At 53.5% G+C, this 22987-nt stretch carries 22 protein-coding genes and 5 tRNA genes; 25 read left to right on the top strand and 2 right to left on the bottom strand.

The window, feature by feature from the left end:
• Nucleotides 1-9 precede the first annotated feature (9 nt).
• From ACFO5Q_RS07620 to ACFO5Q_RS07590, 7 genes are all read left to right on the top strand, one after another.
• Complete coding sequence (locus tag ACFO5Q_RS07620; RefSeq protein ID WP_082719950.1) at nucleotides 10-1503, top strand: NAD(P)H-hydrate dehydratase; 1494 nt, start codon at nucleotides 10-12, stop codon at nucleotides 1501-1503.
• A 132-nt stretch (nucleotides 1504-1635) separates the two neighbouring features.
• Nucleotides 1636-1720, top strand: a tRNA-Leu gene (locus ACFO5Q_RS07615).
• Nucleotides 1721-1769: 49 nt separating this feature from the next.
• Nucleotides 1770-3332, top strand: coding sequence for a trigger factor (tig, locus tag ACFO5Q_RS07610; RefSeq protein ID WP_068149445.1), 1563 nt, complete (start codon nucleotides 1770-1772; stop codon nucleotides 3330-3332).
• A 250-nt stretch (nucleotides 3333-3582) separates the two neighbouring features.
• On the top strand, nucleotides 3583-4212 hold the full coding sequence (gene clpP / locus ACFO5Q_RS07605) for an ATP-dependent Clp endopeptidase proteolytic subunit ClpP (RefSeq protein WP_068149442.1): 630 nt from the start codon (nucleotides 3583-3585) through the stop codon (nucleotides 4210-4212).
• 99 nt (nucleotides 4213-4311) lie between these two features.
• Entirely contained in the window at nucleotides 4312-5571 is a 1260-nt protein-coding gene (clpX, locus tag ACFO5Q_RS07600; protein ID WP_269448983.1) for an ATP-dependent Clp protease ATP-binding subunit ClpX, read from the top strand.
• Between the two features lie 180 nt (nucleotides 5572-5751).
• Complete coding sequence (gene lon, locus ACFO5Q_RS07595; protein WP_068149435.1) at nucleotides 5752-8169, top strand: endopeptidase La; 2418 nt, start codon at nucleotides 5752-5754, stop codon at nucleotides 8167-8169.
• A 161-nt stretch (nucleotides 8170-8330) separates the two neighbouring features.
• Nucleotides 8331-8606, top strand: a complete 276-nt coding sequence (locus ACFO5Q_RS07590) for an HU family DNA-binding protein (protein ID WP_068149431.1) — start codon at nucleotides 8331-8333, stop codon at nucleotides 8604-8606.
• A gap of 78 nt (nucleotides 8607-8684) precedes the next feature.
• Here the strand turns inward: ACFO5Q_RS07590 and ACFO5Q_RS07585 are convergent, their stop codons facing one another.
• On the bottom strand, nucleotides 8685-10028 hold the full coding sequence (locus ACFO5Q_RS07585; protein ID WP_068149428.1) for a DUF3703 domain-containing protein: 1344 nt from the start codon (nucleotides 10026-10028) through the stop codon (nucleotides 8685-8687).
• A 107-nt stretch (nucleotides 10029-10135) separates the two neighbouring features.
• On the opposite strand from ACFO5Q_RS07585, the gene ACFO5Q_RS07580 reads away from it, so the two are divergent.
• From ACFO5Q_RS07580 to ACFO5Q_RS07560, 5 genes are all read left to right on the top strand, one after another.
• Entirely contained in the window at nucleotides 10136-10765 is a 630-nt protein-coding gene (locus tag ACFO5Q_RS07580) for a TetR/AcrR family transcriptional regulator (protein ID WP_068149425.1), read from the top strand.
• A gap of 98 nt (nucleotides 10766-10863) precedes the next feature.
• Nucleotides 10864-10939, top strand: a tRNA-Val gene (locus ACFO5Q_RS07575).
• A 64-nt stretch (nucleotides 10940-11003) separates the two neighbouring features.
• Nucleotides 11004-11079, top strand: a tRNA-Val gene (locus tag ACFO5Q_RS07570).
• Between the two features lie 123 nt (nucleotides 11080-11202).
• Nucleotides 11203-12045 (top strand): alpha/beta hydrolase, encoded by an 843-nt coding sequence (locus ACFO5Q_RS07565; RefSeq protein ID WP_068149422.1) that lies wholly within the window; start codon nucleotides 11203-11205, stop codon nucleotides 12043-12045.
• A gap of 9 nt (nucleotides 12046-12054) precedes the next feature.
• A complete protein-coding gene (locus ACFO5Q_RS07560) occupies nucleotides 12055-12327 on the top strand; it encodes a hypothetical protein (RefSeq protein ID WP_068149420.1) in 273 nt (90 codons plus the stop codon).
• A 10-nt stretch (nucleotides 12328-12337) separates the two neighbouring features.
• Here the strand turns inward: ACFO5Q_RS07560 and ACFO5Q_RS07555 are convergent, their stop codons facing one another.
• Nucleotides 12338-12886 (bottom strand): hypothetical protein, encoded by a 549-nt coding sequence (locus ACFO5Q_RS07555; RefSeq protein ID WP_068149417.1) that lies wholly within the window; start codon nucleotides 12884-12886, stop codon nucleotides 12338-12340.
• 226 nt (nucleotides 12887-13112) lie between these two features.
• Between ACFO5Q_RS07555 and ACFO5Q_RS07550 the strand changes: the two genes are divergently transcribed.
• From ACFO5Q_RS07550 to nuoK, 13 genes are all read left to right on the top strand, one after another.
• Nucleotides 13113-13189, top strand: a tRNA-Asp gene (locus ACFO5Q_RS07550).
• A 182-nt stretch (nucleotides 13190-13371) separates the two neighbouring features.
• A tRNA-Asp gene (locus tag ACFO5Q_RS07545) sits at nucleotides 13372-13448 on the top strand.
• A gap of 244 nt (nucleotides 13449-13692) precedes the next feature.
• Nucleotides 13693-14058, top strand: coding sequence for an NADH-quinone oxidoreductase subunit A (locus ACFO5Q_RS07540; protein ID WP_068149414.1), 366 nt, complete (start codon nucleotides 13693-13695; stop codon nucleotides 14056-14058).
• Nucleotides 14049-14609, top strand: coding sequence for a NuoB/complex I 20 kDa subunit family protein (locus tag ACFO5Q_RS07535; RefSeq protein ID WP_156431992.1), 561 nt, complete (start codon nucleotides 14049-14051; stop codon nucleotides 14607-14609). Before ACFO5Q_RS07540 ends, ACFO5Q_RS07535 begins: the two co-directional genes overlap by 10 nt.
• Before the next feature lie 90 nt (nucleotides 14610-14699).
• Entirely contained in the window at nucleotides 14700-15332 is a 633-nt protein-coding gene (locus ACFO5Q_RS07530; RefSeq protein ID WP_068149412.1) for an NADH-quinone oxidoreductase subunit C, read from the top strand.
• The gene (locus ACFO5Q_RS07525) at nucleotides 15332-16510 is read left to right on the top strand and encodes an NADH-quinone oxidoreductase subunit D (RefSeq protein WP_068149409.1); all 1179 of its coding nucleotides are present in this window, start codon (nucleotides 15332-15334) and stop codon (nucleotides 16508-16510) included. The genes ACFO5Q_RS07530 and ACFO5Q_RS07525 overlap by 1 nt, the downstream gene beginning before the upstream one ends.
• Nucleotides 16507-17103: an NADH-quinone oxidoreductase subunit NuoE gene (gene nuoE / locus ACFO5Q_RS07520; protein ID WP_068149405.1), complete on the top strand. Its 597-nt coding sequence runs from the start codon at nucleotides 16507-16509 to the stop codon at nucleotides 17101-17103. Before ACFO5Q_RS07525 ends, nuoE begins: the two co-directional genes overlap by 4 nt.
• Nucleotides 17103-18383: an NADH-quinone oxidoreductase subunit NuoF gene (nuoF, locus tag ACFO5Q_RS07515; protein WP_068149403.1), complete on the top strand. Its 1281-nt coding sequence runs from the start codon at nucleotides 17103-17105 to the stop codon at nucleotides 18381-18383. The genes nuoE and nuoF overlap by 1 nt, the downstream gene beginning before the upstream one ends.
• A gap of 22 nt (nucleotides 18384-18405) precedes the next feature.
• Nucleotides 18406-20457, top strand: coding sequence for an NADH-quinone oxidoreductase subunit NuoG (gene nuoG / locus ACFO5Q_RS07510; protein WP_068149400.1), 2052 nt, complete (start codon nucleotides 18406-18408; stop codon nucleotides 20455-20457).
• Entirely contained in the window at nucleotides 20450-21487 is a 1038-nt protein-coding gene (nuoH, locus tag ACFO5Q_RS07505; RefSeq protein ID WP_068149398.1) for an NADH-quinone oxidoreductase subunit NuoH, read from the top strand. The genes nuoG and nuoH overlap by 8 nt, the downstream gene beginning before the upstream one ends.
• A 14-nt stretch (nucleotides 21488-21501) precedes the next feature.
• Entirely contained in the window at nucleotides 21502-21990 is a 489-nt protein-coding gene (nuoI, locus tag ACFO5Q_RS07500) for an NADH-quinone oxidoreductase subunit NuoI (protein ID WP_068149395.1), read from the top strand.
• 23 nt (nucleotides 21991-22013) lie between these two features.
• Nucleotides 22014-22661, top strand: coding sequence for an NADH-quinone oxidoreductase subunit J (locus ACFO5Q_RS07495; protein ID WP_197421174.1), 648 nt, complete (start codon nucleotides 22014-22016; stop codon nucleotides 22659-22661).
• A 13-nt stretch (nucleotides 22662-22674) separates the two neighbouring features.
• Nucleotides 22675-22983, top strand: a complete 309-nt coding sequence (nuoK, locus tag ACFO5Q_RS07490) for an NADH-quinone oxidoreductase subunit NuoK (RefSeq protein WP_068149391.1) — start codon at nucleotides 22675-22677, stop codon at nucleotides 22981-22983.
• Nucleotides 22984-22987 lie beyond the last annotated feature (4 nt).

Genomic DNA, 22987 nt, shown 5'->3' with positions numbered 1-22987 from the left:
CTTAAGACAGTGCAGACCAGTGGCAACACCCACATCCTTTTGACGCCGGAAGAGTCCAGGCAGGCTGATGCATGGGCTCTGAAAAACGGTACAAACGGCCTCACATTGATGGAGGCTGCCGGCAAGGCTGTTGCCGAAGTGATCGTTGATTATATTGGCACACCGCTTGAGGCGGGTGGTGAGATATTGATCCTTTGCGGCCCCGGCAACAATGGCGGCGATGGCTTCGTTGCGGCGCGCTATCTGGAAGAATGGGGCTATCCCGTTCGGGTGATGATGTCGGTTGAGACACGTGAGTTGAAAGGTGACGCAGCCATCATGGCGCGGCGTTGGCAGGGGGGTGTTGGCCCCATTGACCTTGCTCGCCTGAACGGGGCGACGGTCATAGTGGACGCCCTTTTTGGTACCGGGCTGACCCGAGCCATTGAGGGCGACATTGCCGATTTAATCGAAGCTGTGAACGAATTAGATGCGTTCCGCGTCGCAGTGGATATCCCAAGCGGTTTGGACGGCGATTCGGGCTTGCCCACCGGGCCATGCTTTCAGGCCGATATGACGGTGACATTCTTCACCAGAAAGCCTGGGCACTTGGTAGCACCCGGACGTTTCCTATGTGGCGGTGTGGAGCACATCCACGCTGTTGATATCGGTATTTCGAGCCGCTGCTTTGAAGAGATCAAACCAACGCTCTTTGAAAACACGCCTTCGCTTTGGGGCGGACATTACCCGTTTCCCGGGCCTGAGACGCATAAGTATCGTCGGGGCCACCTGCTGGTGCTGGGCGGCAAAGAACCGACATTGGGCGCCTGCCGGTTGGCGGCAACGGCTGGTTTGAGAGTGGGGGCCGGGCTGGTAACGCTGGCTGCCCCAAGCGAAACATATAGTATTCAGGCGACAGCACTGACTGATGTCATGGTGCGACGCTTCGACAGTGCGTTTGGTTTCCTGGGGATCATGGCCGATACCCGCATTAACACCATATTGCTTGGGCCGGGTGCCGGGGTTGGGGAGAAAACTGCTGAGCTTGTTCATGATGTAGCCCGCCGCGACAAGGCAATGGTGCTGGACGCTGATGCGTTGACGAGCCTTGTAGGGCGGCTGGATATATTCGCGCAGGAAGGGACAGACGACGTGGTGCTAACCCCCCACGAGGGCGAATTTGCGCGCCTGTTCCCTGGGCTGTCGAAAGAAGCCAACAAGATATCCGCAGCCAGATCAGCAGCTGTTTCATCAAAATGCCTGATTGTGCTGAAGGGTGTGTCTACCATTGTAGCCGCACCTGATGGGCGGGTTTCAATTGCCGCGAATGCGCCGGCTTGGTTGTCGGTCGCGGGCACCGGGGATGTGCTTTCCGGCGTGATTGCCGGATTGATGGCACAAGGCATGCCACCGTTTGAGGCTGCTTCAGCCGGTGTCTGGCTACATGGCGAGGCCGCAATGAAAGCGGGCAGGGGGCTGATTGCTTCAGACCTTGTCAGGACTTTGCCGCAAGTTTTGCTCTAGGAAAAATTGGGCTCGAAGTACAAAAATACTTGTACTCCGCAGTGCGCCTGTTATAAGCCCGTCAAATTCACGTTTTAATGAAACCGGACAGGTCGCGCGCCGCGCGGTTTTTCTAGTGTTTCCGAAGGTAACGCGGGCGTGGCGAAATTGGTAGACGCGCCAGATTTAGGTTCTGGTGTCTTCGGACGTGGGGGTTCAAGTCCCTCCGCCCGCACCACCTTCCGGAAAACCCTGTTTGGTAAAAGAAAAAGAGAGTTGGAAGACCCATGCAGATCGAAGAACTGCTGAATGAAGGACTGAAGCGCGAGTATAAGATTGTCGTGGCAGCGAAAGAGCTGGACGACCGTTTGGACGCGATCCTGGACGAATTCCGTGCCACTGCAAAAATCAAGGGTTTCCGCCCTGGTAAAGCTCCACTGTCGCTTCTGAAGCGTATGCATGGTGAGCGCGCTAAAGGGCAGGTTCTCTCCGAGACCATGCAGGAAACGTCTGCCAAGCTCTTTGAAGACAAGAATATCCGCCCGGCGACCCGTCCAGAAGTGGACATGGACGAATATGAAGACGGTAAGGACCTTGAGTACACGCTGAAGGTTGAGATTCTTCCTGAAATTTCTGTCGACGACTTTAAAGCGCCAGCGCTTGAGCGTTGGGTTGCAGAAGTTGACGACAAAACAGTTGAAGAATTCTGCGAGAAGATCGCTGCCCAACAGAAGACTTTCAAGAAAGCTGCGAAAACCACCAAGGCTGCTGAAGGCGACGCTGTCCTGATCGACTATGTTGGTTCCATCGACGGTGTTGAATTCGACGGCGGTAAGGGCGAAGACTTCCAGCTTGAGCTGGGCTCCGGCATGTTTATCCCAGGCTTTGAAGACCAACTGATTGGTTCCAAAGCAGGCGACGAGAAGACCGTAAAAGTTACCTTCCCTGAGCAGTATCAGGCGGATGACCTTGCCGGCAAAGAAGCTGAGTTCGCCGTAACGGTGAAAGAAGTCCGCAAGCCTGCTGAAGCCAAGGTTGATGAAGACATGGCCAAAAACATGGGCTTTGAAGACCTCGCGTCTCTCAAAGAGTCTGTGAAAGGCCAACTGGAAGCTGACAACAACAGCCTGACACGCGCTCATATGAAGCGTGGCCTGCTGGATGCGCTGGCTGACGAATACAGCTTTGATGTGCCAGCCGGCATGGTTGACATGGAATTCCGCCAGATCTGGGAACAGATCAAGCGTGATGCCGTGATGAGCGGTGAAGCCAAGGCTGAAGACTTCGAAGGCCAGGAAGGCCCCGAAGACGAAGCAGAAGCTGCTGAGTTCCGTGCAATTGCAGAGCGCCGCGTGCGCCTTGGTCTGCTGCTTTCCGAACTGGGTGTGAAAAACAACATCCAGGTCAACCAGGAAGAAGTGAACCGCAAGATCATCGAGGAAGCGCGTCGCTTCCCGGGTCAAGAAGCTCAGGTCTTCGAATTCTACCAGAAGAACGAAGAAGCCCGCGCTCAGCTGCGTGCTCCGATCTTTGAAGAGAAAGTCGTAGATTTCGTTCTCGAAATGGCTGACGTGACGGAAAAGACAGTTTCCCGTGACGAGCTGGAAGCTGCTGTTCGCGCAATCGACGAAGAAGAAGCCAACCCTGCCAAGGGCAAGAAGGCTGCTCCTAAGAAGAAAGCTGCTGCGAAAAAAGCGCCTGCGAAGAAAGCTGCACCTAAAAAGGCTGCCGCAAAAAAAGACGACGCAGAGAAGAAGGCCGAACCTAAAAAAGCGGCAGCGAAAAAAGCTCCAGCAAAGAAGGCTGCGCCTAAGAAAGCTGCTGCGAAAAAGCCAGCTGCCAAGAAATAGGCTGATAATGAATAATACCGGCATACAGTGCCGATAGAAAAGGGGCTTCCGGGCCCCTTTTTTTGTACCCCTCTTTAATTGATCTACCGAAGTCCTATCTAATTGCAGGAAGTGTTTCGTATTTCCTTGCCCGAGCCGACTTGGGTTTGCTACAGCTTCACAAAAGATAGAAACAAAAAGCCCTGAAATGCGGCCTGTCAGATATTCAGGCAGGTCCGTGGGCCACCCAGTACAACATTTGGAGTGCCTAATGCGCGATGATTTGATGGACCCTATCAGAGATGCTCTCGTCCCCATGGTTGTGGAGCAAACCAACAGGGGTGAACGGTCGTATGATATTTATTCCCGGCTTCTCAAGGAGCGCATCATCTTTTTGACGGGGGAAGTGAACGACCAGATTTCTAGCCTGATCGTTGCGCAACTTCTGTTCCTTGAGGCGGAAAACCCAAAGAAGGATATTTCCTTCTATATCAATTCGCCGGGCGGCATCGTGACCTCCGGGCTCGCGATGTATGACACGATGCAATATATCAAGCCGAAGGTGGCGACGATCTGTATCGGTCAGGCTTGCTCGATGGGGTCTCTCTTGCTGGCGGCAGGCGAACCCGGTATGCGTTACGCGCTTCCGAACGCCCGTATCATGATTCACCAGCCATCGGGCGGGGCCCGCGGCCAGGCTGCGGATATAGAAATTCAGGCGCGCGAGATTTTAAAGCTTCGTGAACGATTGAATAATATATATGTAAAACATACCGGCCAAAAGCTGGACAAAATTGAAGCGGCGATGGATCGCGACAACTTCATGGATGCGAATGAAGCCAAGAAGTTCGGTTTGATCGATCATGTGTATACCAGCCGCGAAGAGGCCGATGAGAAATAAGCAGGGTCGTATTATCCCGCAAATTTCTTGAAATTTGGGTGTACGAGCCATTTTAACCGGTCTACGATAGTAAGAAACGAGTTTATAGCGGTGACAGATTTGAGTAACAGCGATTCGAAAAACACGCTCTATTGTTCCTTTTGCGGCAAGAGCCAGCACGAGGTCAGAAAGCTTATCGCGGGGCCTACGGTCTTTATTTGCGATGAGTGCGTAGAGCTGTGTAACGACATCATCAAGGAAGAGAGCAAAAGTGCGCTTTCCAAGGGTACGGACGGCGTGCCTTCACCGCTTGAGATTCTTGAGGTGCTCAACGATTACGTGATCGGCCAGGGCTCTGCAAAGAAGGTGCTTTCGGTCGCCGTACACAACCACTATAAGCGCCTCAATCATGCGAATTCCAACGCTCCTGAAGTTGAACTGGCCAAGTCGAATATTCTGCTGGTTGGTCCGACCGGTTGCGGTAAGACGCTTCTGGCCCAGACACTGGCCCGCATTCTTGATGTGCCATTCACCATGGCTGATGCCACCACGCTGACTGAAGCTGGTTACGTGGGCGAGGACGTTGAAAACATTATCCTGAAACTCCTGCAGTCTGCTGACTATAATGTCGAACGCGCACAGCGCGGCATTGTCTATATTGACGAAGTCGACAAGATCAGCCGCAAGTCTGACAACCCGTCTATCACGCGTGATGTGTCGGGCGAAGGCGTCCAGCAGGCCCTTCTGAAGATCATGGAAGGCACGGTTGCAAGCGTACCGCCACAGGGTGGCCGCAAGCATCCACAGCAGGAATTTCTGCAGGTGGACACAACAAACATTCTGTTTATCTGTGGCGGTGCCTTTGCCGGTCTTGATAAAGTGATTGCCACCCGCCTGCAGGGCAAGTCTATCGGGTTTGGTGCGACGGTGAATTCACCTGATGATCGTAGCGCGGGGGAACTGTTCAAGGAAACAGAGCCAGAGGATCTGCTGAAGTTTGGCCTGATCCCGGAATTTGTTGGTCGCCTGCCTGTGATTGCCACGCTTGAGGATCTGGATGAGGATGCGCTGGTGCAAATCCTGTCCGAACCGAAGAATGCGCTTCTCAAGCAGTATCAGTGCCTGTTTGACATGGAAGATGTGAAGCTGACTTTCTCTGAAGACGCACTCTTTGCTGTCGCCAAGAAAGCCATCGAGCGCAAGACTGGCGCACGAGGCCTTCGTTCCATCATGGAAGACACGCTTCTTGATACCATGTTCGACTTGCCGAGCCTTGAGGGTGTCGAAGAGATCGTCATCAATGGTGAAGTGGTCGAAGGAAAGTCGAGTCCCTTGATGATTTATGCAGATCGGCGCGACGAAGCAGGGCAGCCAGCATAAAAAACCGATATTTGAGCTGAGTAAGGGTTGAAACGGAAGTTTCAGCCCTTATTTTTTATAGTGAAAGGCAGAAAAGTGCCTTTAAACCCTTTTTTCGACCTCTTTTCCTTTCTTGTCTCAACGGAAATGGCCTAAAATCAGGTCGATCAAGTAACACATTTAGTTCTGAAAGCTGTTCTCATGTCCGAATCCGCAGAAAACACGTCAAACATCGTTACTTTGCCAGTTTTGCCCCTCCGCGACATTGTGGTTTTCCCACATATGATCGTGCCGCTCTTTGTCGGTCGCGACAAATCCGTCCGGGCACTGGAAGAAGTGATGGCAAAAGACAAGCAAATCCTGCTTGTTGCGCAAAAGGAAGCGGGTGAAGACGATCCGAAGACAAAAGATGTTTTCGAGGTTGGCACGGTCGCTAGTGTGCTCCAGCTCCTGAAGCTGCCGGATGGAACCGTGAAAGTTCTTGTTGAAGGCTTCAACCGTGCAACAATCAAGAAATTCGTACGCGATGAAGATTATTTCGAAGCCGAAGCCGAACTGATGGCTGATGGGGAAGAAGACGATTCGGAGATTGAAGCGCTCAGCCGGTCTGTCATTGCCCAGTTCGAACAATATGTGAAGCTGAATAAGAAAATCCCTGCCGAAGTGTTGGTGACAGTCAACCAGATTGAAGAAGCCAGCAAACTTGCTGACACGGTTGCGAGCCACCTTGCGCTCAAGATCGATGATAAACAGGACCTTCTGGCGACAGTTTCCGTGGCTCAGCGGCTTGAGCGCATTTTCAGCTTCATGGAAGGCGAAATCGGCGTGCTGCAGGTCGAGAAAAAGATTCGCGGCCGCGTAAAACGTCAGATGGAGAAGACCCAGCGCGAATATTATCTGAACGAGCAACTCAAGGCTATTCAGAAGGAGTTGGGCGAGGGCGACGATGGTCGCGAGGAAATCCAGGAACTGGAAGACCGAATCGCCAAGACCAAGCTGACCAAGGAAGCCGAAGAAAAGTGCCTGGCTGAATTGAAGAAGCTGAAATCCATGAGCCCAATGTCTGCGGAAGCCACAGTTGTGCGGAACTTCCTCGATTGGATGCTGACCATTCCATGGGGCAAAAAAAGCCGCGTGAAGAAAGACATCAAGCTCGCACAGAAAATTCTGGATACCGACCACTATGGCCTTGAGAAGGTGAAAGAGCGGATTATCGAGTATCTTGCGGTGCAGCAGCGCGCGAAGAAACTCAAGGGTCCCATTCTTTGCCTGGTTGGCCCTCCTGGTGTTGGTAAAACATCCCTTGGCAAGTCGATCGCGAAGGCTACGGGCCGCGAATTTGTTCGCTTTTCGCTTGGCGGCGTGAGGGACGAAGCCGAGATTCGTGGTCACCGACGTACGTACATCGGTTCCATGCCTGGCAAGGTAATGCAGTCGATGAAAAAAGCGGGAACGACGAATCCACTGTTCCTGTTCGATGAAATCGACAAGATGGGTCAGGACTTCCGCGGTGATCCGGCGTCGGCACTTCTTGAAGTGTTGGACCCGGAACAAAACAGCAAGTTCAACGACCACTATCTCGAAGTGGACTATGATCTTTCAAACGTGATGTTCGTAACCACCGCCAACTCGCTTCGTATGCCGCGCCCACTTCTGGACCGGATGGAGATCATTCATCTGTCTGGCTATACCGAAGAAGAGAAGGTTGAGATCGCACGGCGTCACCTGATCCCGAAACAGGTGAAAGATCATGGCCTTAAGAAGGGTGAATGGTCGATTTCCGACGGCGCGCTCAAGGACGTGGTGCGTTATTACACTCGGGAGGCCGGTGTTCGGAGCCTGGAGCGTGAGATCGCCAAGCTGGTGCGTAAGGCGGTGAAAGAGATCGTTGAAGGGTCACGTGACAAGGTGGCCCTGACGTCTCGGAACCTCAATCAGTATGCCGGCGTGCGGAAATATCGCTACGGCCAGGCGGAAGAAACCGATCAGGTTGGCCTGACGACTGGGCTTGCCTGGACGGAAGTTGGCGGTGAGCTGTTGGCAATCGAGGCCGTGACCGTTGCGGGCAAAGGCCAGATCAAACAGACAGGCAAGCTTGGCGACGTGATGAAAGAATCGATTCAGGCGGCACGGTCTTATGTGCAGTCCCGCTGTGTTGAATTCGGCATTCATCCGAAAGTGTTTGAAAAGAAGGATATTCACATCCACGTGCCGGAAGGCGCAACACCGAAAGATGGCCCATCAGCCGGTGTAGCCATGTGTACGTCTATTGTTTCTGTCCTCACGGGAATCGCGGTGAGAAAAAATATCGCCATGACTGGCGAAGTGACACTGCGCGGCCGGGTGCTGCCGATTGGTGGCTTGAAGGAAAAACTGCTGGCGGCTCTCAGGGGCGGAATCACCAAGGTTCTCATCCCGAAAGATAACGAGAAAGACTTGGCTGAAATTCCTGACAATGTCACGAAAGGCCTTGAAATTGTTGCAGTTTCCAATGTGGATGAGGTGCTGGAGCATGCTCTCGCTGGTCCTATGGAACCAATCGAATGGCCGGACGAAGAAGAGCTCAACGAAGTGGCTTCTGCTGATGGTGCAGATGAGGCGGAACTTACGACTCATTAGCCCCTTTGAGCCTAATTGAATAAATTTCAAGGAAAAAAAAGCTCAAAACCGCAGTTTTCTGCGGTTTTTTGCTTTGACAAGCGGATTTTACCGTGCCTAAACTGCATTCGCATTTCGGAGCTAATAACGAAATCAAACTCTTCAACTCAGAGGGGGATACCTTGAATAAAAATGATCTGATCGCAAAGGTTGCTGAATCAGCAGACCTGTCCAAAGCTGACGCTGGTAAAGCAGTAGACGCTGTATTCGATTCCATCTCCGGCGCTCTCGCTGGCGGCGGCGAAGTTCGTCTCGTAGGCTTCGGTACTTTCGCAGTAGCACAGCGTGCTGCTACTAAAGGCCGTAACCCACGCACTGGCGAAGAAATTGACATCCCTGCTTCCAAGCAGCCTAAGTTCAAGGCTGGCAAGGGTCTCAAGGACGCTGTAAACAAGTAATCTGTTTACACTCTTGAAAAGAGAACGGCTGTGGATTTCCGCAGCCGTTTTTCTTTGGGCTGACTGCAGGTCAGTGGATCATTCGGTTAATTTGATTGTTTTACCGACTTCGACGCGTTGAAAACTGCCAGGAAATCTGCGAGCCGCCATTTCGAGAACGGTATCGCTTGTGTCGTGGCTACCCATGGCCAGTAGTTCCAGATCCAGCGATTGCAGCAGGTCGAAGTCTTCTTCGACGTCTGCCATTGTTAGTTGGGAAAAAAGCCCACCGCCAGATGCAAAAGTGCGCTGTAGATTGACGCCGGCCAAGGTCATTTGACCATCAGGCACCGGATAGTGAAGATCACCGACAATGGCGAAGATAGGGGCGTCAAAAACGGCTTTGGTACGGGATACTATCTTTCTCAGCGTCTGGTGGCCACACCCGATAACCAATAGTATTCCCTTGCCTTCGACATGAAGGGCCAATGCCTGCTCCTGAATCTGCCCCATCAGCAGCTGCCGCTTGATTGGGCCGATGCTGGCTATACCTGGGGCGATAACCTTCGGCGCGGTAATATGGGTTACCGGATGACCAGGGTACTCAAGCGGTATTGGGGCAAAAATTTCAATCTTTTCAGAAAGTTTCGGTTGGTGGACGCCGAATGAAAAAGTGTTCCGTGCCGCCCATTCTCGCCCGCCGACGTGATCGAAATGATGGTGGCTCAGAAATATTGAATCAATGGTGTCGACGGATATTTGAAACAAAGCCATATTTGCTTCCAGCGGGGAAGGGGCTTGTTTGCCTTTGTTGCTGCCCAAGTCGAACAAGATAGCTCTTCCGTCCGCTTGGAGCAGATAGGATACTCCTGCTTCGGTCGCATAGGTTGGGTCTGATGCGTGCCAGTTGACGAGAGGCTGGATCGTGACATCGCGAACAGCGCCGACATTGGCAAGCTGAGGCTCTTGCTGTTCTCGCCATTCCGCATCAATCAAAGCAACCTTCTGATTGTGGCGTAAAAGCCAGAGGGCAACGAATGCCAGGGAGGCAATCAGGGCAACAGCAATGATGCGGAATGCGAATCTGATCATGCTCGGGGCTCTTTCATCCTTCAGCAGACTTGCCAGATCATCCGGGATGGGCATTGGCTTGATAGGACTGACGTTTGCGCCGCCGGTGTTGCCTGCAGGCACCCAGCCCAGCAATGACCCCGCAGAGGCGATAATACGCATTAGTTGACCGAAGATTTCCCACAGGTCTGAACGCTTCAATCCGACCTTGAGCATCCACCAGTGACTGACAACATGAGGGACATAGAATCGTTGCCCCAGAATATGGGCGCGTTCAAGGTGATGGAAGGCAGCTGAAAGATCATCGGCACTATACAGGCGTTTTGCCTTTGTCATTTCCGATTCAAATGCCTCTCTAAGTTCTTTTTTCATAAATACCTCCCGACATCTGTTGGCGCCGTTTGACTTGGTGTTGTTGCCTTTTCTTAAAATATGAGAAATTATTCATATTTTCACCTCGCATTCGAAGGATAGGAAAAATGCCGCCTCAATTAAGCCAAAAGCCAAGAAAGCAGCCAAAACAGGCACGCTCTATTGCTACGGTAGAAGCCATCCTGGAGGCAGCAGCTCAGGTTTTTTGCGAGCAGGGATATACCGGCGGCACCACAGACAAGGTTGCGATTCGGGCAGGGGTATCGATAGGTTCACTATATCAATATTTTCCGAACAAGGAGGCCCTGCTGCTTGCTCTTGCGGAACGCCACATGGAAGAGGGGTTTTTGTTGATCCGTGAAAAACTGGCTGCCGCACTTATCACCCAACCGCCCCTCAAACAGCTTTTAAGACACTTTGTCGAGGCGCTGATTGCCCTTCACCAAGTTAACCCGGACTTGCACCGCGTGCTTTTCAATGAAGCGCCGCTACCCCCGTCATTCACTGCTGAAAAAGAGGCTGCAGAACGCAAATTTGCAGGGGAACTTGTCGCTCTTTTCCAGCAGTATCCGGAAGTAAAGGCTGAGGATATGAGCGTTTCCTGCTACCTTCTTGTGCAGGCAGTCGAAGGCTTGGTGCATGGCTATATCCTCTATCCGCCCAAGGATATTGAAGCTGACAAACTTGTGCATGAGATCGTCAGGATGCTTTATCGGTATCTTGTGCAAGAAAATTGAAAAAAAAGGGGTGGACAGAGGCTTCGTTTAATCTTAAAAGCGCGCTCACCACACTGNGGCTTCGTTTAATCTTAAAAGCGCGCTCACCACACTGGTATGGGCGATTAGCTCAGTTGGTAGAGCATCTCGTTTACACCGAGAGGGTCGGCAGTTCGAGCCTGTCATCGCCCACCATTCCTTCCAGTGTCGGTGCCTTTTGAGAGTGGGCGATTAGCTCAGTTGGTAGAGCATCTNGAGTGGGCGATTAGCTCAGTTGGTAGAGCATCTCGTTTACACCGAGAGGGTCGGCAGTTCGAGCCTGTCATCGCCCACCATTCTCACCTTCATTCCTTGAAAACCAGTTTCACCCAGGGCCCAAAGTCTTTCGTTTAGGGGGCTTGTATTTCCTTGGGGCAGGTCTTGCTGCTTGGTATCCTTATCGAAAAGGAGACAGGAATATGCGCTTGCTATGGATCGCCGTCGTACTTTTCGCAAATATTGACGTTTGGGCCGACGAACCTGCCAAACAACACTCCGTCCTGCATCCGCATGGCCTGAACGAGCCAGCTTACCATCTATTCCAGTCTGCCAGCCTTGCGCGGGATTTCCACATTCATGTGCGACTGCCCGTGGCCTATGGACAAGAAAAGAAAAAGTGGCCTGTGGCTTATTTGCTGGACGGAGGCCATACTTTTCCGATGCTGGCAGGCTATGGTTCATACCTAGTGTTCGCCAACGATATGCCGGACATGATAATTGTTGGAATTTCTTATGGCACCGATGATTGGCGACAAGGAAACCTGCGTAGTACAGACTTTACCGCCCCTGCAGAGAGTAGGGATCATTACGGGGGGGCTGGTCAGTTTTTGGAATTTCTGAAGCGGGAGCTCATCCCCTTTATTGAAAACAATTATGCGGCAGATGAAAACCAGCGGATATTATTTGGGCAATCGCTTGGCGGCCAATTTGTGTTATTTGCAGCGTTGCACGAGCCTGACCTGTTCTTTGGGTTAATAGCCAGCAATCCGGCGTTGCACCGGAATCTGGACTATTTTCTTTCTATGAAGGCGGCAGCAGGGCAAGGTAGCGCGCGGCTGTATGTTTCAAGCGGTACAGAAGACGATCCCCGTTTCCGCGTGCCGGCGGGCCGTTGGGGCGAAGCCTGGAAAGGCCGAAAGAATTTACCCTGGACATTGAAGGTTGCTGACCTGCCGGGGCAGAATCACTTTTCTGCGGCTCCAGAGGCTTATAGGCAAGGGATGCTTTGGATATTTAAGGAGGCCCGAGGCTCGGGCAGTTAGAGTGATCGAATGACCGAAGCAGTGAATTCCGAAAGTGGTAATCAAGACGGCGGAATAGTGGTTGAAGCCACTTGGGCGCCCAAAGATCCGCGCGACAAGCTCTATGACGAAGATGCGACCGCGCGTGAGCGCACCATGTCTTTGGTGAGGGTAATCGCGGCGTTTCATCCCGTGCTGAATGCGTTCCTGCTTGTATTTGAAATGACCCGTCGGCAACCTTTTTGGACTCTGACCATCGGAAGCGTGGTTGCAGCAGCTGCTTTTGCCTATTTTGCACTGTAACCCAGGCGCGTCAGGGAATATTTACGGGGATCGGAATCGTAGCTACATCTTCGTTCATCGGGGCATCAATGTTGGCGCACCAGCCATCATTTTCTGGATCATAGATATAGGCGGCGTACCCCAAGTCAAAATCATTGAAGTTCTGATCCAGATTGTTTTCTAGCTTGCCGACATCAGCGTTGACGCTTTCTGGTTGGAAGTCTGTCTTCAGTTCGAAAACGACATTGCGGGGGTCGTCATCATCATTATCGTAAGTGACCCAAATATCGGCTCTGTATGGGGTGTTTTGAGGCCCGCCACGATAAAAAATTTCCATTCTGATCAAATAGTGATCTTCGTTTTCATCATCACCTTGGGTCCATTCGTTCAAAACCAGAAACATGGCACCTTGCACAGTCGCTTCATTGAAATAATCAGGGTCAGGGTCCGGGCGCGGCGAGAAATAGTCTGCGACGTCGTGAAAGTTTGCGACTTTGTCATTGAGATAGGCAGCGACATCGGCAGCAAATCCGCCATCATCGGCGTTGTCCAGATAGTCGATCAATTCCTGATAGGGCATGACGCTCGAATCCTTCTTCTGCAATCCAAGCAAGACGGCTGAGCCTTTCTCGTGTGAAGTTTGAGATACTCGTTACAAAGAGACATCGTGAAGACAGGTATTTCTTGCTGAGGCCAACCGCTTTTAGCCAAATTCCGCCGGAAAAGCATTTGAAGGAAAAAATGTTTTAAAAAAGCCGTTGACAGGGGCAGGGGGTGGGCTTAAACACCCCTCACGCAAGAGACGCGCGGGTGTAGCTCAGTTGGTTAGAGTGTCGGCCTGTCACGCCGAAGGTCGCGGGTTCGAGCCCCGTCACTCGCGCCACTTGCGGCCCAAAGGGCCATGGTCCCTAGGGTAAAAGAAGAGACGCAGTTTGGTTCATCCAGCTGCGTCTTTTTTTGTGCCCGAGCGCCGGAATTTGGCGGTCAAAAAAAATCCAAAAAAGAAACATTCAGTGATTGACAAGGTAGGCATAAAAAGCCTAAACACCGTCCCGCAAGAGACGCGCGGGTGTAGCTCAGTTGGTTAGAGTGTCGGCCTGTCACGCCGAAGGTCGCGGGTTCGAGCCCCGTCACTCGCGCCACTTGCCTCCCTCCTAGAGGGCAGATCAGAAAACGCGTTCCGGTATCACCGGGCGCGTTTTTTTGTTGGCTCTGACAAAAATCCTGAAAATACGCCAAAAACCGCAGCGGATAAGCTTTTCATTAACCAAAAGCATGCCTATACTCACGCCCTCAGGCGCCTTGGGCAAATTCGCCCTTTACGGATCGAAAAACGGCCTTTAAAAGGGCGCTGTAATTAGGGCCAATAATCAAAAAGGGACTCCCATGGAGTCGTTGCTGATACAATATTTCCCGATCCTGATTTTCCTTGGGATCGCTATCGCTTTCTCACTGATTTTCGTTGGCGCAGCGATGCTGATCGCAAAGCAGCGCCCCGACAGTGAAAAACTGTCTGCGTACGAGTGTGGTTTTGAAGCATTTGAAGACAGCCGTCATCAATTCGACGTCCGCTTCTATCTCGTCGCTATCCTGTTCATTATCTTCGATCTTGAGATCGCCTTCCTCTTCCCTTGGGCCGTGTCCCTGGGCGAGATCGGCCTTTATGGTTTCTGGTCGATGATGATCTTCCTCGGCGTACTGACCGTAGGTTTTGTATACGAGTGGAATAAAGGAGCGCTGGAATGGGAGTAACACCTGCAAAAAATCCCGGTGCGTACAACACGCTGTCACCGATTCCGCCAGCAGGCGATGGGGACTTTCTCGAAGGCATCAACGAGGAGCTTACTGAAAAGGGCTTCGTTGTTACCAATCTTGAAGACCTGATCACCTGGGCCCGTACAGGGTCTCTGTGGTGGATGACGTTCGGTCTGGCATGTTGCGCCGTTGAAATGATGCATACCTCAATGCCGCGATACGACGTGGAGCGTTTTGGTTTTGCACCACGCGGCAGTCCGCGCCAGTCAGATGTGATGATTGTGGCAGGTACGCTTACGAACAAAATGGCGCCTGCCATGCGTAAGGTATATGACCAGATGTCAGAGCCTCGCTATGTGATCTCCATGGGGTCCTGCGCAAACGGCGGCGGTTATTACCACTATTCTTATTCGGTTGTTCGCGGCTGTGACCGCATTGTGCCGGTGGATATTTATATCCCTGGCTGTCCTCCTACGGCGGAAGCTCTTCTTTATGGTGTGCTGCAGTTGCAGCGCAAAATCCGCCGCACCGGGACCATCAACCGTTAGATCGAGTATGAGGCACCGCCACTTGTTGGGGGTGCTTCTCTGTGTGCCTGCGGCACCTCTGCCGCACATCAAAAAGGAGCGCGTCAGCGCATGACTGATAAGGCATTAAAGTCACTGGGCGAACACATCGCTACCAGTCTGGAAAATGAGGTCATTTCCACCAGTGTCGCTTTTGGCGAGCTGACGGTGGTAGCCCGCGCAGAGCATGTTCAGAAAGTGCTCACCTTCCTGCGCGATGACCAGGAATGTATGTTCAAGCAGCTGATCGACCTTTGCGGCGCCGACTATCCAGAGCGTATCCGCCGGTTCGATGTTGTGTATCACCTGCTGAGTGTGCAGCTGAACCAGCGTATCCGCGTGAAAGTGGAAACCGACGCTGACACACCGGTGCCATCGGCCATTGATGTGTTCCCGGCAGCAGGCTGGTTCGAGCGCGAGGCGTGGGACATGTATGGCATCTTCTTTGCGGATCACCCGGACCTTCGCCGCATGCTCACGGACTATGGCTTCCAAGGACATCCGCTCCGCAAGGACTTCCCGCTGACAGGCTTTGTTGAGTGCCGCTACTCCGAAGAAGAGAAGCGGATTGTCTATGAGCCTGTGAAGCTGAAGCAGGAATTCCGCAATTTCGATTTCATGAGCCCGTGGGAGAGCGCCAAGTACGTGCTGCCGGGTGATGAGAAAGCCGATGATGCCGCTGAGAGTAAAGAGGGGGCGAAATAATGGCTGAGGTTGATATCAAGAACTACTGCCTGAACTTCGGCCCGCAGCACCCTGCGGCACACGGCGTTCTGCGGATGGTGATGGAGCTGGACGGCGAGATCGTTGAGCGGGTAGACCCGCATATCGGTCTCTTGCACCGCGGCACCGAAAAGCTCATTGAAGCAAAACAATATTTGCAGGCGATGCCATATTTCGATCGTCTCGACTATGTGGCGCCGATGAACCAGGAACATGCCTTCGTGATGGCGATTGAGAAACTCGCTAATATCGAAGTGCCTGAGCGCGGCCAATATATCCGCGTTCTGTTTTCGGAAATCGGCCGGGTGCTGAACCACCTGCTGAACCTGACGACACATGCGATGGACGTTGGCGCACTGACCCCGATTCTGTGGGGCTTTGAAGAGCGCGAAATCCTGATGGAATTCTACGAGGCAGTATGCGGCGCGCGTCTGCACGCAGCTTACTTCCGTCCGGGTGGTGTGCACCAGGACCTGCCAGCAGGCCTTGCCGAACGCATCATGAAATGGACGGAAACATTCCCAAGCACGCTTGCGGATATGGAAGCATTGCTGATCGACAACCGTATCTTCAAGCAGCGTAACGTAGATATCGGCGTGTTTGACGCAGACGAGGCGCTGGCGTGGGGCTTTACCGGCCCGATGCTGCGCTCCACGGGCGTCGCCTGGGACCTGCGGAAGGCAGAGCCTTACGAGGTCTACGACAAGATGGACTTCCAGGTTGCCATCGGTAATTCCGGTGACTGCTATGATCGCTTCATGCTTCGAATCGCAGAGATTCGCGAGTCGCTGAAGATCATTCGCCAGTGCCTGAACGATATGCCGGAAGGCCCTGTGCTTTCCATGAATACGAAATTTGCGCCGCCACGCCGTGCCGAGATGAAGCGGTCAATGGAAGCGCTTATTCACCATTTCAAGCTCTACACTGAAGGTTTCAAAGTACCTGAAGGCGAAGTTTACGCCGCAGTGGAGGCGCCGAAGGGTGAATTTGGTGTGTATCTGGTATCCGACGGCTCAAACCGTCCGTACCGCTGTAAAATTCGGGCACCCGGGTTCGCACACCTTCAAGGCATGGATTATCTTCTTAAAGGTCACATGCTTGCTGACGCTCCGGCAGTTCTCGGGGCTATGGACATTGTATTTGGTGAGGTGGACCGATGAGTACGGCGCCAGAAAAATTTGTGTGGACCTCGGAAAACGAGAAAGCCGCGCAAGCGCACATCGCAAAATACCCGGACGGGCGGCAGCAAAGTGCTGTTATGCCACTTCTTGATCTGGCTCAGCGCCAGAACGGTGGCCATGTGACGCAGGAAATCATGGAATATATCGCTGACTATCTGGATATGCCGGCAATCCGGGTTCAGGAAGTTGCGACTTTCTACACCATGTATAACCACAAGCCGATCGGTAAGCACCATGTGCAAGTGTGTGGCACCACGCCATGCTGGTTGCGCGGTAGCGATGGCATCATGAAGGCTTGCAAGTCCAAGCTGGGCATCGAGAAGGGCCAGACCACGGAAGACGGCATGTTCACACTTTCTGAAGTGGAATGCGCTGGCGCCTGTGTAAACGCACCTGTGGTTGCCATTGATGACGATTACTTCGAGGACCTGACGCCTGAAACCATGACCGAGCTTTTAGAGAAGCTTGCGAAAGGAGAAGAGGTTAAGCCTGGTCCGCAGATCGATCGTCAAAACAGCGCACCGTTTGGTGGCCCAACCACGCTTAAGGGCGATAAAGGGGAGGATGCATAATGCTTGCAGATAAGGATCGCATCTTCACCAACCTTTATGGTTTTGAGAGCCCGGGCATTGAGGCCGCAATGAAGCGCGGTGACTGGGACGGTACCAAGGACATTATCGCCAAGGGTAAAGACTGGATCATCGGTGAGATGAAAGAGTCCGGCCTTCGCGGTCGCGGCGGCGCGGGCTTCCCAACTGGGCTTAAATGGTCCTTCATGCCGAAGGAAACTGATGGCCGCCCGTCTTACCTCGTGATCAATGCGGACGAGGGCGAACCCGGCACCTGTAAAGACCGCGACCTGATGCGCCACGATCCGCACAAGCTGATCGAAGGGTGCCTGATCGCCGGTTTCGCCATGAACGCTGTGGCTGCATACATCTATATTCGCGGTGAATTCTTCCGTGAGGCAGAAGCGCTGGAACGCGCCATCAAGGAAGCCTACGACAAAGGCTTCATTGGCAAGAACGCTTGCGGTACCGGCTATGATTTCGATGTTTATGTGCACCGCGGTGCTGGTGCCTACATCTGTGGCGAGGAAACAGCGCTTATTGAAAGCCTGGAAGGCAAGAAGGGCCAGCCACGCCTGAAACCACCGTTCCCTGCGAATGTTGGTGTCTGGGGCTGCCCAACTACGGTAAACAACGTAGAGTCGATTGCGGTTGCGCCAACCATCCTGCGCCGTGGCGGCGCATGGTTTGCTGGCCTTGGTCGTCCGAACAACACGGGTACTAAAGTCTTCTCCATCTCCGGTCACGTGAACAACCCATGTAACGTGGAAGAAGAGATGGGCATTCCGCTTAAGGAACTCATCGAAAAGCATGCCGGCGGCGTTCGCGGCGGTTGGGACAACCTGCTGGCCGTGATCCCGGGCGGATCTTCGGTGCCGGTTCTGCCGAAAGAGATTTGTGACACCGTGCTGATGGATTTCGACAGCCTTCGCGAAGTGCAATCCGGTCTTGGGACCGCTGCTGTTATCGTGATGGATAAGTCGACTGACATCGTAAAGGCGATTGCTCGTCTTTCCGAGTTCTACAAGCACGAAAGCTGCGGCCAGTGTACGCCGTGCCGTGAAGGTACAGGCTGGATGTGGCGCGTGATGGAGCGTCTGGTCGAAGGCCGGGCCGAGAAGTCCGAAATCGACACGCTTCTCGATGTCACGAAACAGATTGAAGGCCACACCATCTGCGCGCTTGGTGACGCAGCAGCTTGGCCGATCCAGGGTTTGATGCGCCACTTCCGCCATGAAGTGGAAGCGCGTATCGATGCATATCATGCCAAAGCGGCTGAATAGAGCGCATGGCAAGGAGAGTTAGATGCCCACGCTAACCATTGATGGAAAAGAAGTAACGGTAGAGCCGGGAACAACGGTTCTGCAGGCGTGTGAGGAAGTCGGCGTTGAAGTGCCGCGCTTCTGTTATCACGAGCGCCTGTCGATTGCCGGTAACTGCCGTATGTGTCTGGTAGACATGGAAAAAGCACCGAAGCCGATCGCAAGCTGCGCAATGCCTGCGGGTGACGGCATGGTGATACACACCAACACCGAGCGTGTGAAGAAAGCACGTGAAGGGGTGATGGAATTCCTGTTGATCAACCACCCGCTGGATTGCCCGATCTGCGACCAGGGCGGTGAATGTGATCTTCAGGACCAGGCGATGGCGTTTGGTGGCGGCGACAGCCGCTACGACGAAAACAAGCGCGCGGTCGAAGACAAATATATGGGGCCGCTGATTTCTACAACCATGACACGCTGCATTCACTGCATGCGTTGTGTGCGCTTCTCTTCTGAAGTTGCGGGTGTGGACGACATGGGCGCTTTGTGGCGCGGCGAACATACCGAGGTAACAACTTACCTTGAGAAATCGCTCGACAGCGAAATGTCCGGCAACGTGATTGACCTGTGTCCGGTTGGCGCGCTGACGAGCAAGCCTTATGCCTTCACGGCGCGCAGCTGGGAACTGAAGCACACCGAAAGCATCGATGTGATGGACGCCCTTGGCTCCAACATCAATGTGGATACACGCGGTGCTGCCGTGATGCGCATTCTGCCACGCCTCAATGAAGACGTGAACGAAGAGTGGATTTCGGACAAGACACGCTTTGTCTATGACGGCCTGAAGAAGCGCCGCCTGGACCGCCCATACGTTCGCAAGAACAAGAAGCTTGAAGAAGCGACTTGGGCTGAAGCGTTCGAGGCGATCAAGAAAAAGCTCAAGGGCGTTAAAGGCGATCAGATCGCAGGTATCGCTGGTGATCTTGCCGACATGGAAAGCATGCTGGCCCTGAAGGACCTTCTGGGCACGCTGGGTAGCACTCGCGTTGAAGGCCGCCAGGATGGTGCCGCGCTCGACGCCAGCGTTCGGGCAGGCTACCTGATGAACAGTGGCATCGCAGGCGTTGAAGAAGCCGATTACCTCCTGCTGGTAGGCTGTGACCCACGCGCCGAAGCGCCAGTGTTCAACAGCCGTATACGGAAGGCGGTTCGTCACATGGGCCTGAAGGTTGGCCGTATCGGTGCTGAAGCAGACCTGACATACAAGGTTGAAGACTTTGGTGACGATGCAAAGATCCTCAAGTCAGCTTCTACTGGCCGTCATGACGCTGCAAAAGCGCTTAAGGCCGCAGAAAAGCCGATGATCATTGTTGGCCAGGCTGCGCTTGCCCGTGAAGACGGCGCAGCGATCCTGAAAGCCGCGCGCGATATTGCAGACAAATACTGCATCAAGGAAGGCTGGAATGGCTTCAACGTGCTGCATACGGCGGCAAGCCGCGTTGGCGCGCTGGACCTGGGCCTGACCACTGAAGGCGGTGTGAATGCCATTCTGGATGACGCAGAAGCTGGCGCGCTGAAGGCTGTGTTCCTGTTGGGCGCAGACGAGATCGACAGTGCGAAGCTGAAGAAAGCTTTCACGGTGTATATTGGCACGCACGGGGACGAGGGCGTGAAGAACGCCGACGTGATCCTGCCGGCCGCTGCATATACTGAAAAGTCAGGTACTTACATCAACACTGAAGGCCGCGTGCAGCGTACCGAAAAGGCAGTCTTCGCACCGGGTGATGCCCGTGAGGATTGGACGATCCTGCGGGCGCTGTCGGACGTTGTTGGTGAAACGCTGCCATATAATACGCTTGGTGAACTGCGTGGCCGTCTGGCCGAAGTTGCACCAGCCACGGCAACGATTGACGAGGTGCCGACCGAAGCATGGGGCGACTTTGGTACCAAGGGCGACATCGCTGAAGGTGCTATCAAGCCAATTATCGATAATTTCTACATGACCAACCCGATCGCCCGTGCCAGCCAGATTATGGCTGACTGCGTTGCAGCCCGGGAAGGTGTAGCTGAGGAGGCGACAGGAACCCATGGTTGAGGCGCTTTACACACTGTTCGGCGGTGAGGGTCCTTTCCTCTATTTCCTTGCGATCCTCGCCTCCATCTTCGCGATTGTGCTGCCGCTTCTGATTGCGGTTGCCTTCGCTGTTTATTTCGATCGGAAAATCTGGGCTGCGGTTCAGATGCGTCGCGGCCCGAACGTGGTTGGCCCCTTTGGCCTGCTGCAATCCTTCGCTGACGGCCTGAAGCTGTTCCTGAAGGAAACCGTGATCCCGGCGGGCGCGAACAAGGTTATCTTCCTGATCGCCCCGATGATCACCTTCACGCTGGCGCTGATCAGTTGGGCTGTCGTGCCCTTCGCTGAAGGCGTGGCGATTGCAGACCTGAATGTGGGGATCCTTTACCTGCTGGCGATCTCAAGCCTGGGCGTTTACGGCATCATCATGTCCGGTTGGGCATCAAACAGCCGCTACGCGTTCCTGGGTGCGCTCCGTTCTGCAGCACAGATGGTATCCTATGAGGTATCCATCGGCTTCGTATTGGTGTGTATCCTGGTGTCTGTGGGAAGCTTGAACCTGAGTGACATTGTGGTGGCGCAAGCCGGTGGCATTCTGGATTGGAACATGTGGGTGTTCGCGCCAGTGTTCGTAATCTTCTTTATCTCGGCGCTTGCGGAAACCAACCGCCCACCGTTCGACCTTCCTGAAGCGGAAGCAGAACTTGTGGCCGGTTACCAGGTTGAATATTCATCCATGGCCTTCGCGCTGTTCTTCCTGGGTGAATATGCAAACATCCTGTTGATGTCCGCTGTAATGGCGATCCTCTTCATGGGTGGCTGGTATGCACCGTTCCCAGCGCTTGATGCCTATATTCCGGGCTTTGTTTGGCTGTTTATCAAAATCGCCTTCATGTTCTGGATGTTCGCGATGGTGAAGGCGTTCGTGCCGCGTTACCGCTACGACCAACTGATGCGTCTGGGCTGGAAAGTGTTCCTGCCGCTGTCGCTCGTGTTCGTGATCATTTACTCGGGCCTCGCCGTTTACGGCGTTATCGGCAACATCGGATAGGAAGGGCTTGAAGCATGAGTACATTTAAGCAAGCTGCCAAGACCTGGCTCCTTTGGGAGTTCGTTCAGGCGCTTATTCTGTCGGTGAGATATTTCTTCCGGCCGAAGGTAACGATCAACTATCCGTACGAAAAAGGCCCGTTGAGCCCGCGTTTCCGTGGGGAGCACGCGCTGCGCCGCTATCCCAACGGGGAAGAGCGCTGCATCGCCTGTAAACTTTGCGAAGCCATTTGCCCGGCGCAGGCCATCACGATTGAGGCTGAGCCACGCGAAGATGGCTCCCGCCGCACGACACGCTACGACATTGACATGACCAAATGCATCTACTGCGGGTTCTGTCAGGAAGCGTGCCCGGTGGATGCGATTGTTGAGGGGCCGAACTTCGAGTTCGCGACCGAAACACGTGAAGAACTGATGTACGACAAGAACAAGCTGCTTGCCAACGGTGAGCGCTGGGAGCGCGAAATAGCGGCGAACATCGCTGCTGACGCGCAGTATCGTTAAACGAAGGGCAGGGGACGATAATCATGGACTTTAGCTCAATGCTTCCAGTCGCCGCCTTCTGGCTGTTCGCTGGTATTACCATTCTATCGGGGTTGTTGGTCATTCTGGCCAAAAACCCGGTGCATTCCGTGCTGTGGCTCATCCTGGCCTTCTTCAGCGCTGCTGGCCTCTTTGTGCTCATGGGCGCAGAGTTCCTCGCGATGCTTCTGGTCATCGTTTATGTTGGCGCGGTTGCGGTGCTGTTCCTCTTTGTCGTGATGATGCTCGATATCAACTTTGTCGAACTGCGGCAGGGGATCATGCAGAACGCGCCGATCGGTGTTGTTGTCGGCCTGGTGCTTCTTGTTGAGCTGGGCACGCTGGGCGCCACCTGGCACTTTGGTGAAGACGTTGGCAAGAATGCCGCGGCACCGATGCCGGTTGCCGAGCAGGTTGAAAACACTGCAGCACTCGGGAACGTGATTTACACCGACTATATTTTCATCTTCCAGATGTCTGGCCTTATTCTCTTGGTTGCGATGATTGGTGCGATTGTACTGACTCACCGCACGCGTCCTGGTGTTCGTCGCCAGAATGTTTCCAAGCAGAATGCGCGCCGTCCGGAAGAAGCATATGAACTCGTAGATGTAGAAGTTGGCAAGGGCGTCGCTCTGCCAACGAAGAAAGGCTAGGGGACGATAGTCCATGACTATTGGGTTAGGACATTATCTGACGGTTGCCGCGATCCTCTTCGTATTTGGGGTTATCGGTATCTTCCTCAACCGGAAGAACGTCATCATCATTCTTATGTCGGTCGAACTGATGCTTCTGGCCGTCAACATCAACCTCGTGGCCTTCTCTACCTACCTGCAAGACATGGTAGGCCAGGTGTTCGCCATGTTCGTGTTGACGGTTGCTGCTGCTGAAGCAGCGATCGGTCTTGCGATCCTCGTGGTTTATTTCCGCGGCCGTGGTTCCATCGCGGTTGAAGACATCAACCAGATGAAGGGGTAGGAAA

It is taken from the genome of Kordiimonas lipolytica, assembly GCF_042651265.1.
GTDB lineage: Bacteria > Pseudomonadota > Alphaproteobacteria > Sphingomonadales > Kordiimonadaceae > Kordiimonas > Kordiimonas lipolytica.
This window is presented reverse-complemented; position numbering and strand designations above follow the sequence as displayed.

Excerpts from the sequence above, each read along its gene's own strand:
- tig (WP_068149445.1), top strand. The coding sequence starts at position 1,770 with ATGCAGATCGAAGAACTGCTGAATGAAGGACTGAAGCGCGAGTATAAG.
- clpP (WP_068149442.1), top strand. The coding sequence starts at position 3,583 with ATGCGCGATGATTTGATGGACCCTATCAGAGATGCTCTCGTCCCCATG.
- lon (WP_068149435.1), top strand. The coding sequence starts at position 5,752 with ATGTCCGAATCCGCAGAAAACACGTCAAACATCGTTACTTTGCCAGTT.
- ACFO5Q_RS07585 (WP_068149428.1), bottom strand. The coding sequence starts at position 10,028 with ATGAAAAAAGAACTTAGAGAGGCATTTGAATCGGAAATGACAAAGGCA.
- ACFO5Q_RS07580 (WP_068149425.1), top strand. The coding sequence starts at position 10,136 with ATGCCGCCTCAATTAAGCCAAAAGCCAAGAAAGCAGCCAAAACAGGCA.
- ACFO5Q_RS07565 (WP_068149422.1), top strand. The coding sequence starts at position 11,203 with ATGCGCTTGCTATGGATCGCCGTCGTACTTTTCGCAAATATTGACGTT.
- ACFO5Q_RS07560 (WP_068149420.1), top strand. The coding sequence starts at position 12,055 with ATGACCGAAGCAGTGAATTCCGAAAGTGGTAATCAAGACGGCGGAATA.
- ACFO5Q_RS07555 (WP_068149417.1), bottom strand. The coding sequence starts at position 12,886 with ATGCCCTATCAGGAATTGATCGACTATCTGGACAACGCCGATGATGGC.
- ACFO5Q_RS07540 (WP_068149414.1), top strand. The coding sequence starts at position 13,693 with ATGGAGTCGTTGCTGATACAATATTTCCCGATCCTGATTTTCCTTGGG.
- ACFO5Q_RS07535 (WP_156431992.1), top strand. The coding sequence starts at position 14,049 with ATGGGAGTAACACCTGCAAAAAATCCCGGTGCGTACAACACGCTGTCA.
- ACFO5Q_RS07530 (WP_068149412.1), top strand. The coding sequence starts at position 14,700 with ATGACTGATAAGGCATTAAAGTCACTGGGCGAACACATCGCTACCAGT.
- ACFO5Q_RS07525 (WP_068149409.1), top strand. The coding sequence starts at position 15,332 with ATGGCTGAGGTTGATATCAAGAACTACTGCCTGAACTTCGGCCCGCAG.
- nuoE (WP_068149405.1), top strand. The coding sequence starts at position 16,507 with ATGAGTACGGCGCCAGAAAAATTTGTGTGGACCTCGGAAAACGAGAAA.
- nuoF (WP_068149403.1), top strand. The coding sequence starts at position 17,103 with ATGCTTGCAGATAAGGATCGCATCTTCACCAACCTTTATGGTTTTGAG.
- nuoG (WP_068149400.1), top strand. The coding sequence starts at position 18,406 with ATGCCCACGCTAACCATTGATGGAAAAGAAGTAACGGTAGAGCCGGGA.
- nuoH (WP_068149398.1), top strand. The coding sequence starts at position 20,450 with ATGGTTGAGGCGCTTTACACACTGTTCGGCGGTGAGGGTCCTTTCCTC.
- nuoI (WP_068149395.1), top strand. The coding sequence starts at position 21,502 with ATGAGTACATTTAAGCAAGCTGCCAAGACCTGGCTCCTTTGGGAGTTC.
- ACFO5Q_RS07495 (WP_197421174.1), top strand. The coding sequence starts at position 22,014 with ATGGACTTTAGCTCAATGCTTCCAGTCGCCGCCTTCTGGCTGTTCGCT.
- nuoK (WP_068149391.1), top strand. The coding sequence starts at position 22,675 with ATGACTATTGGGTTAGGACATTATCTGACGGTTGCCGCGATCCTCTTC.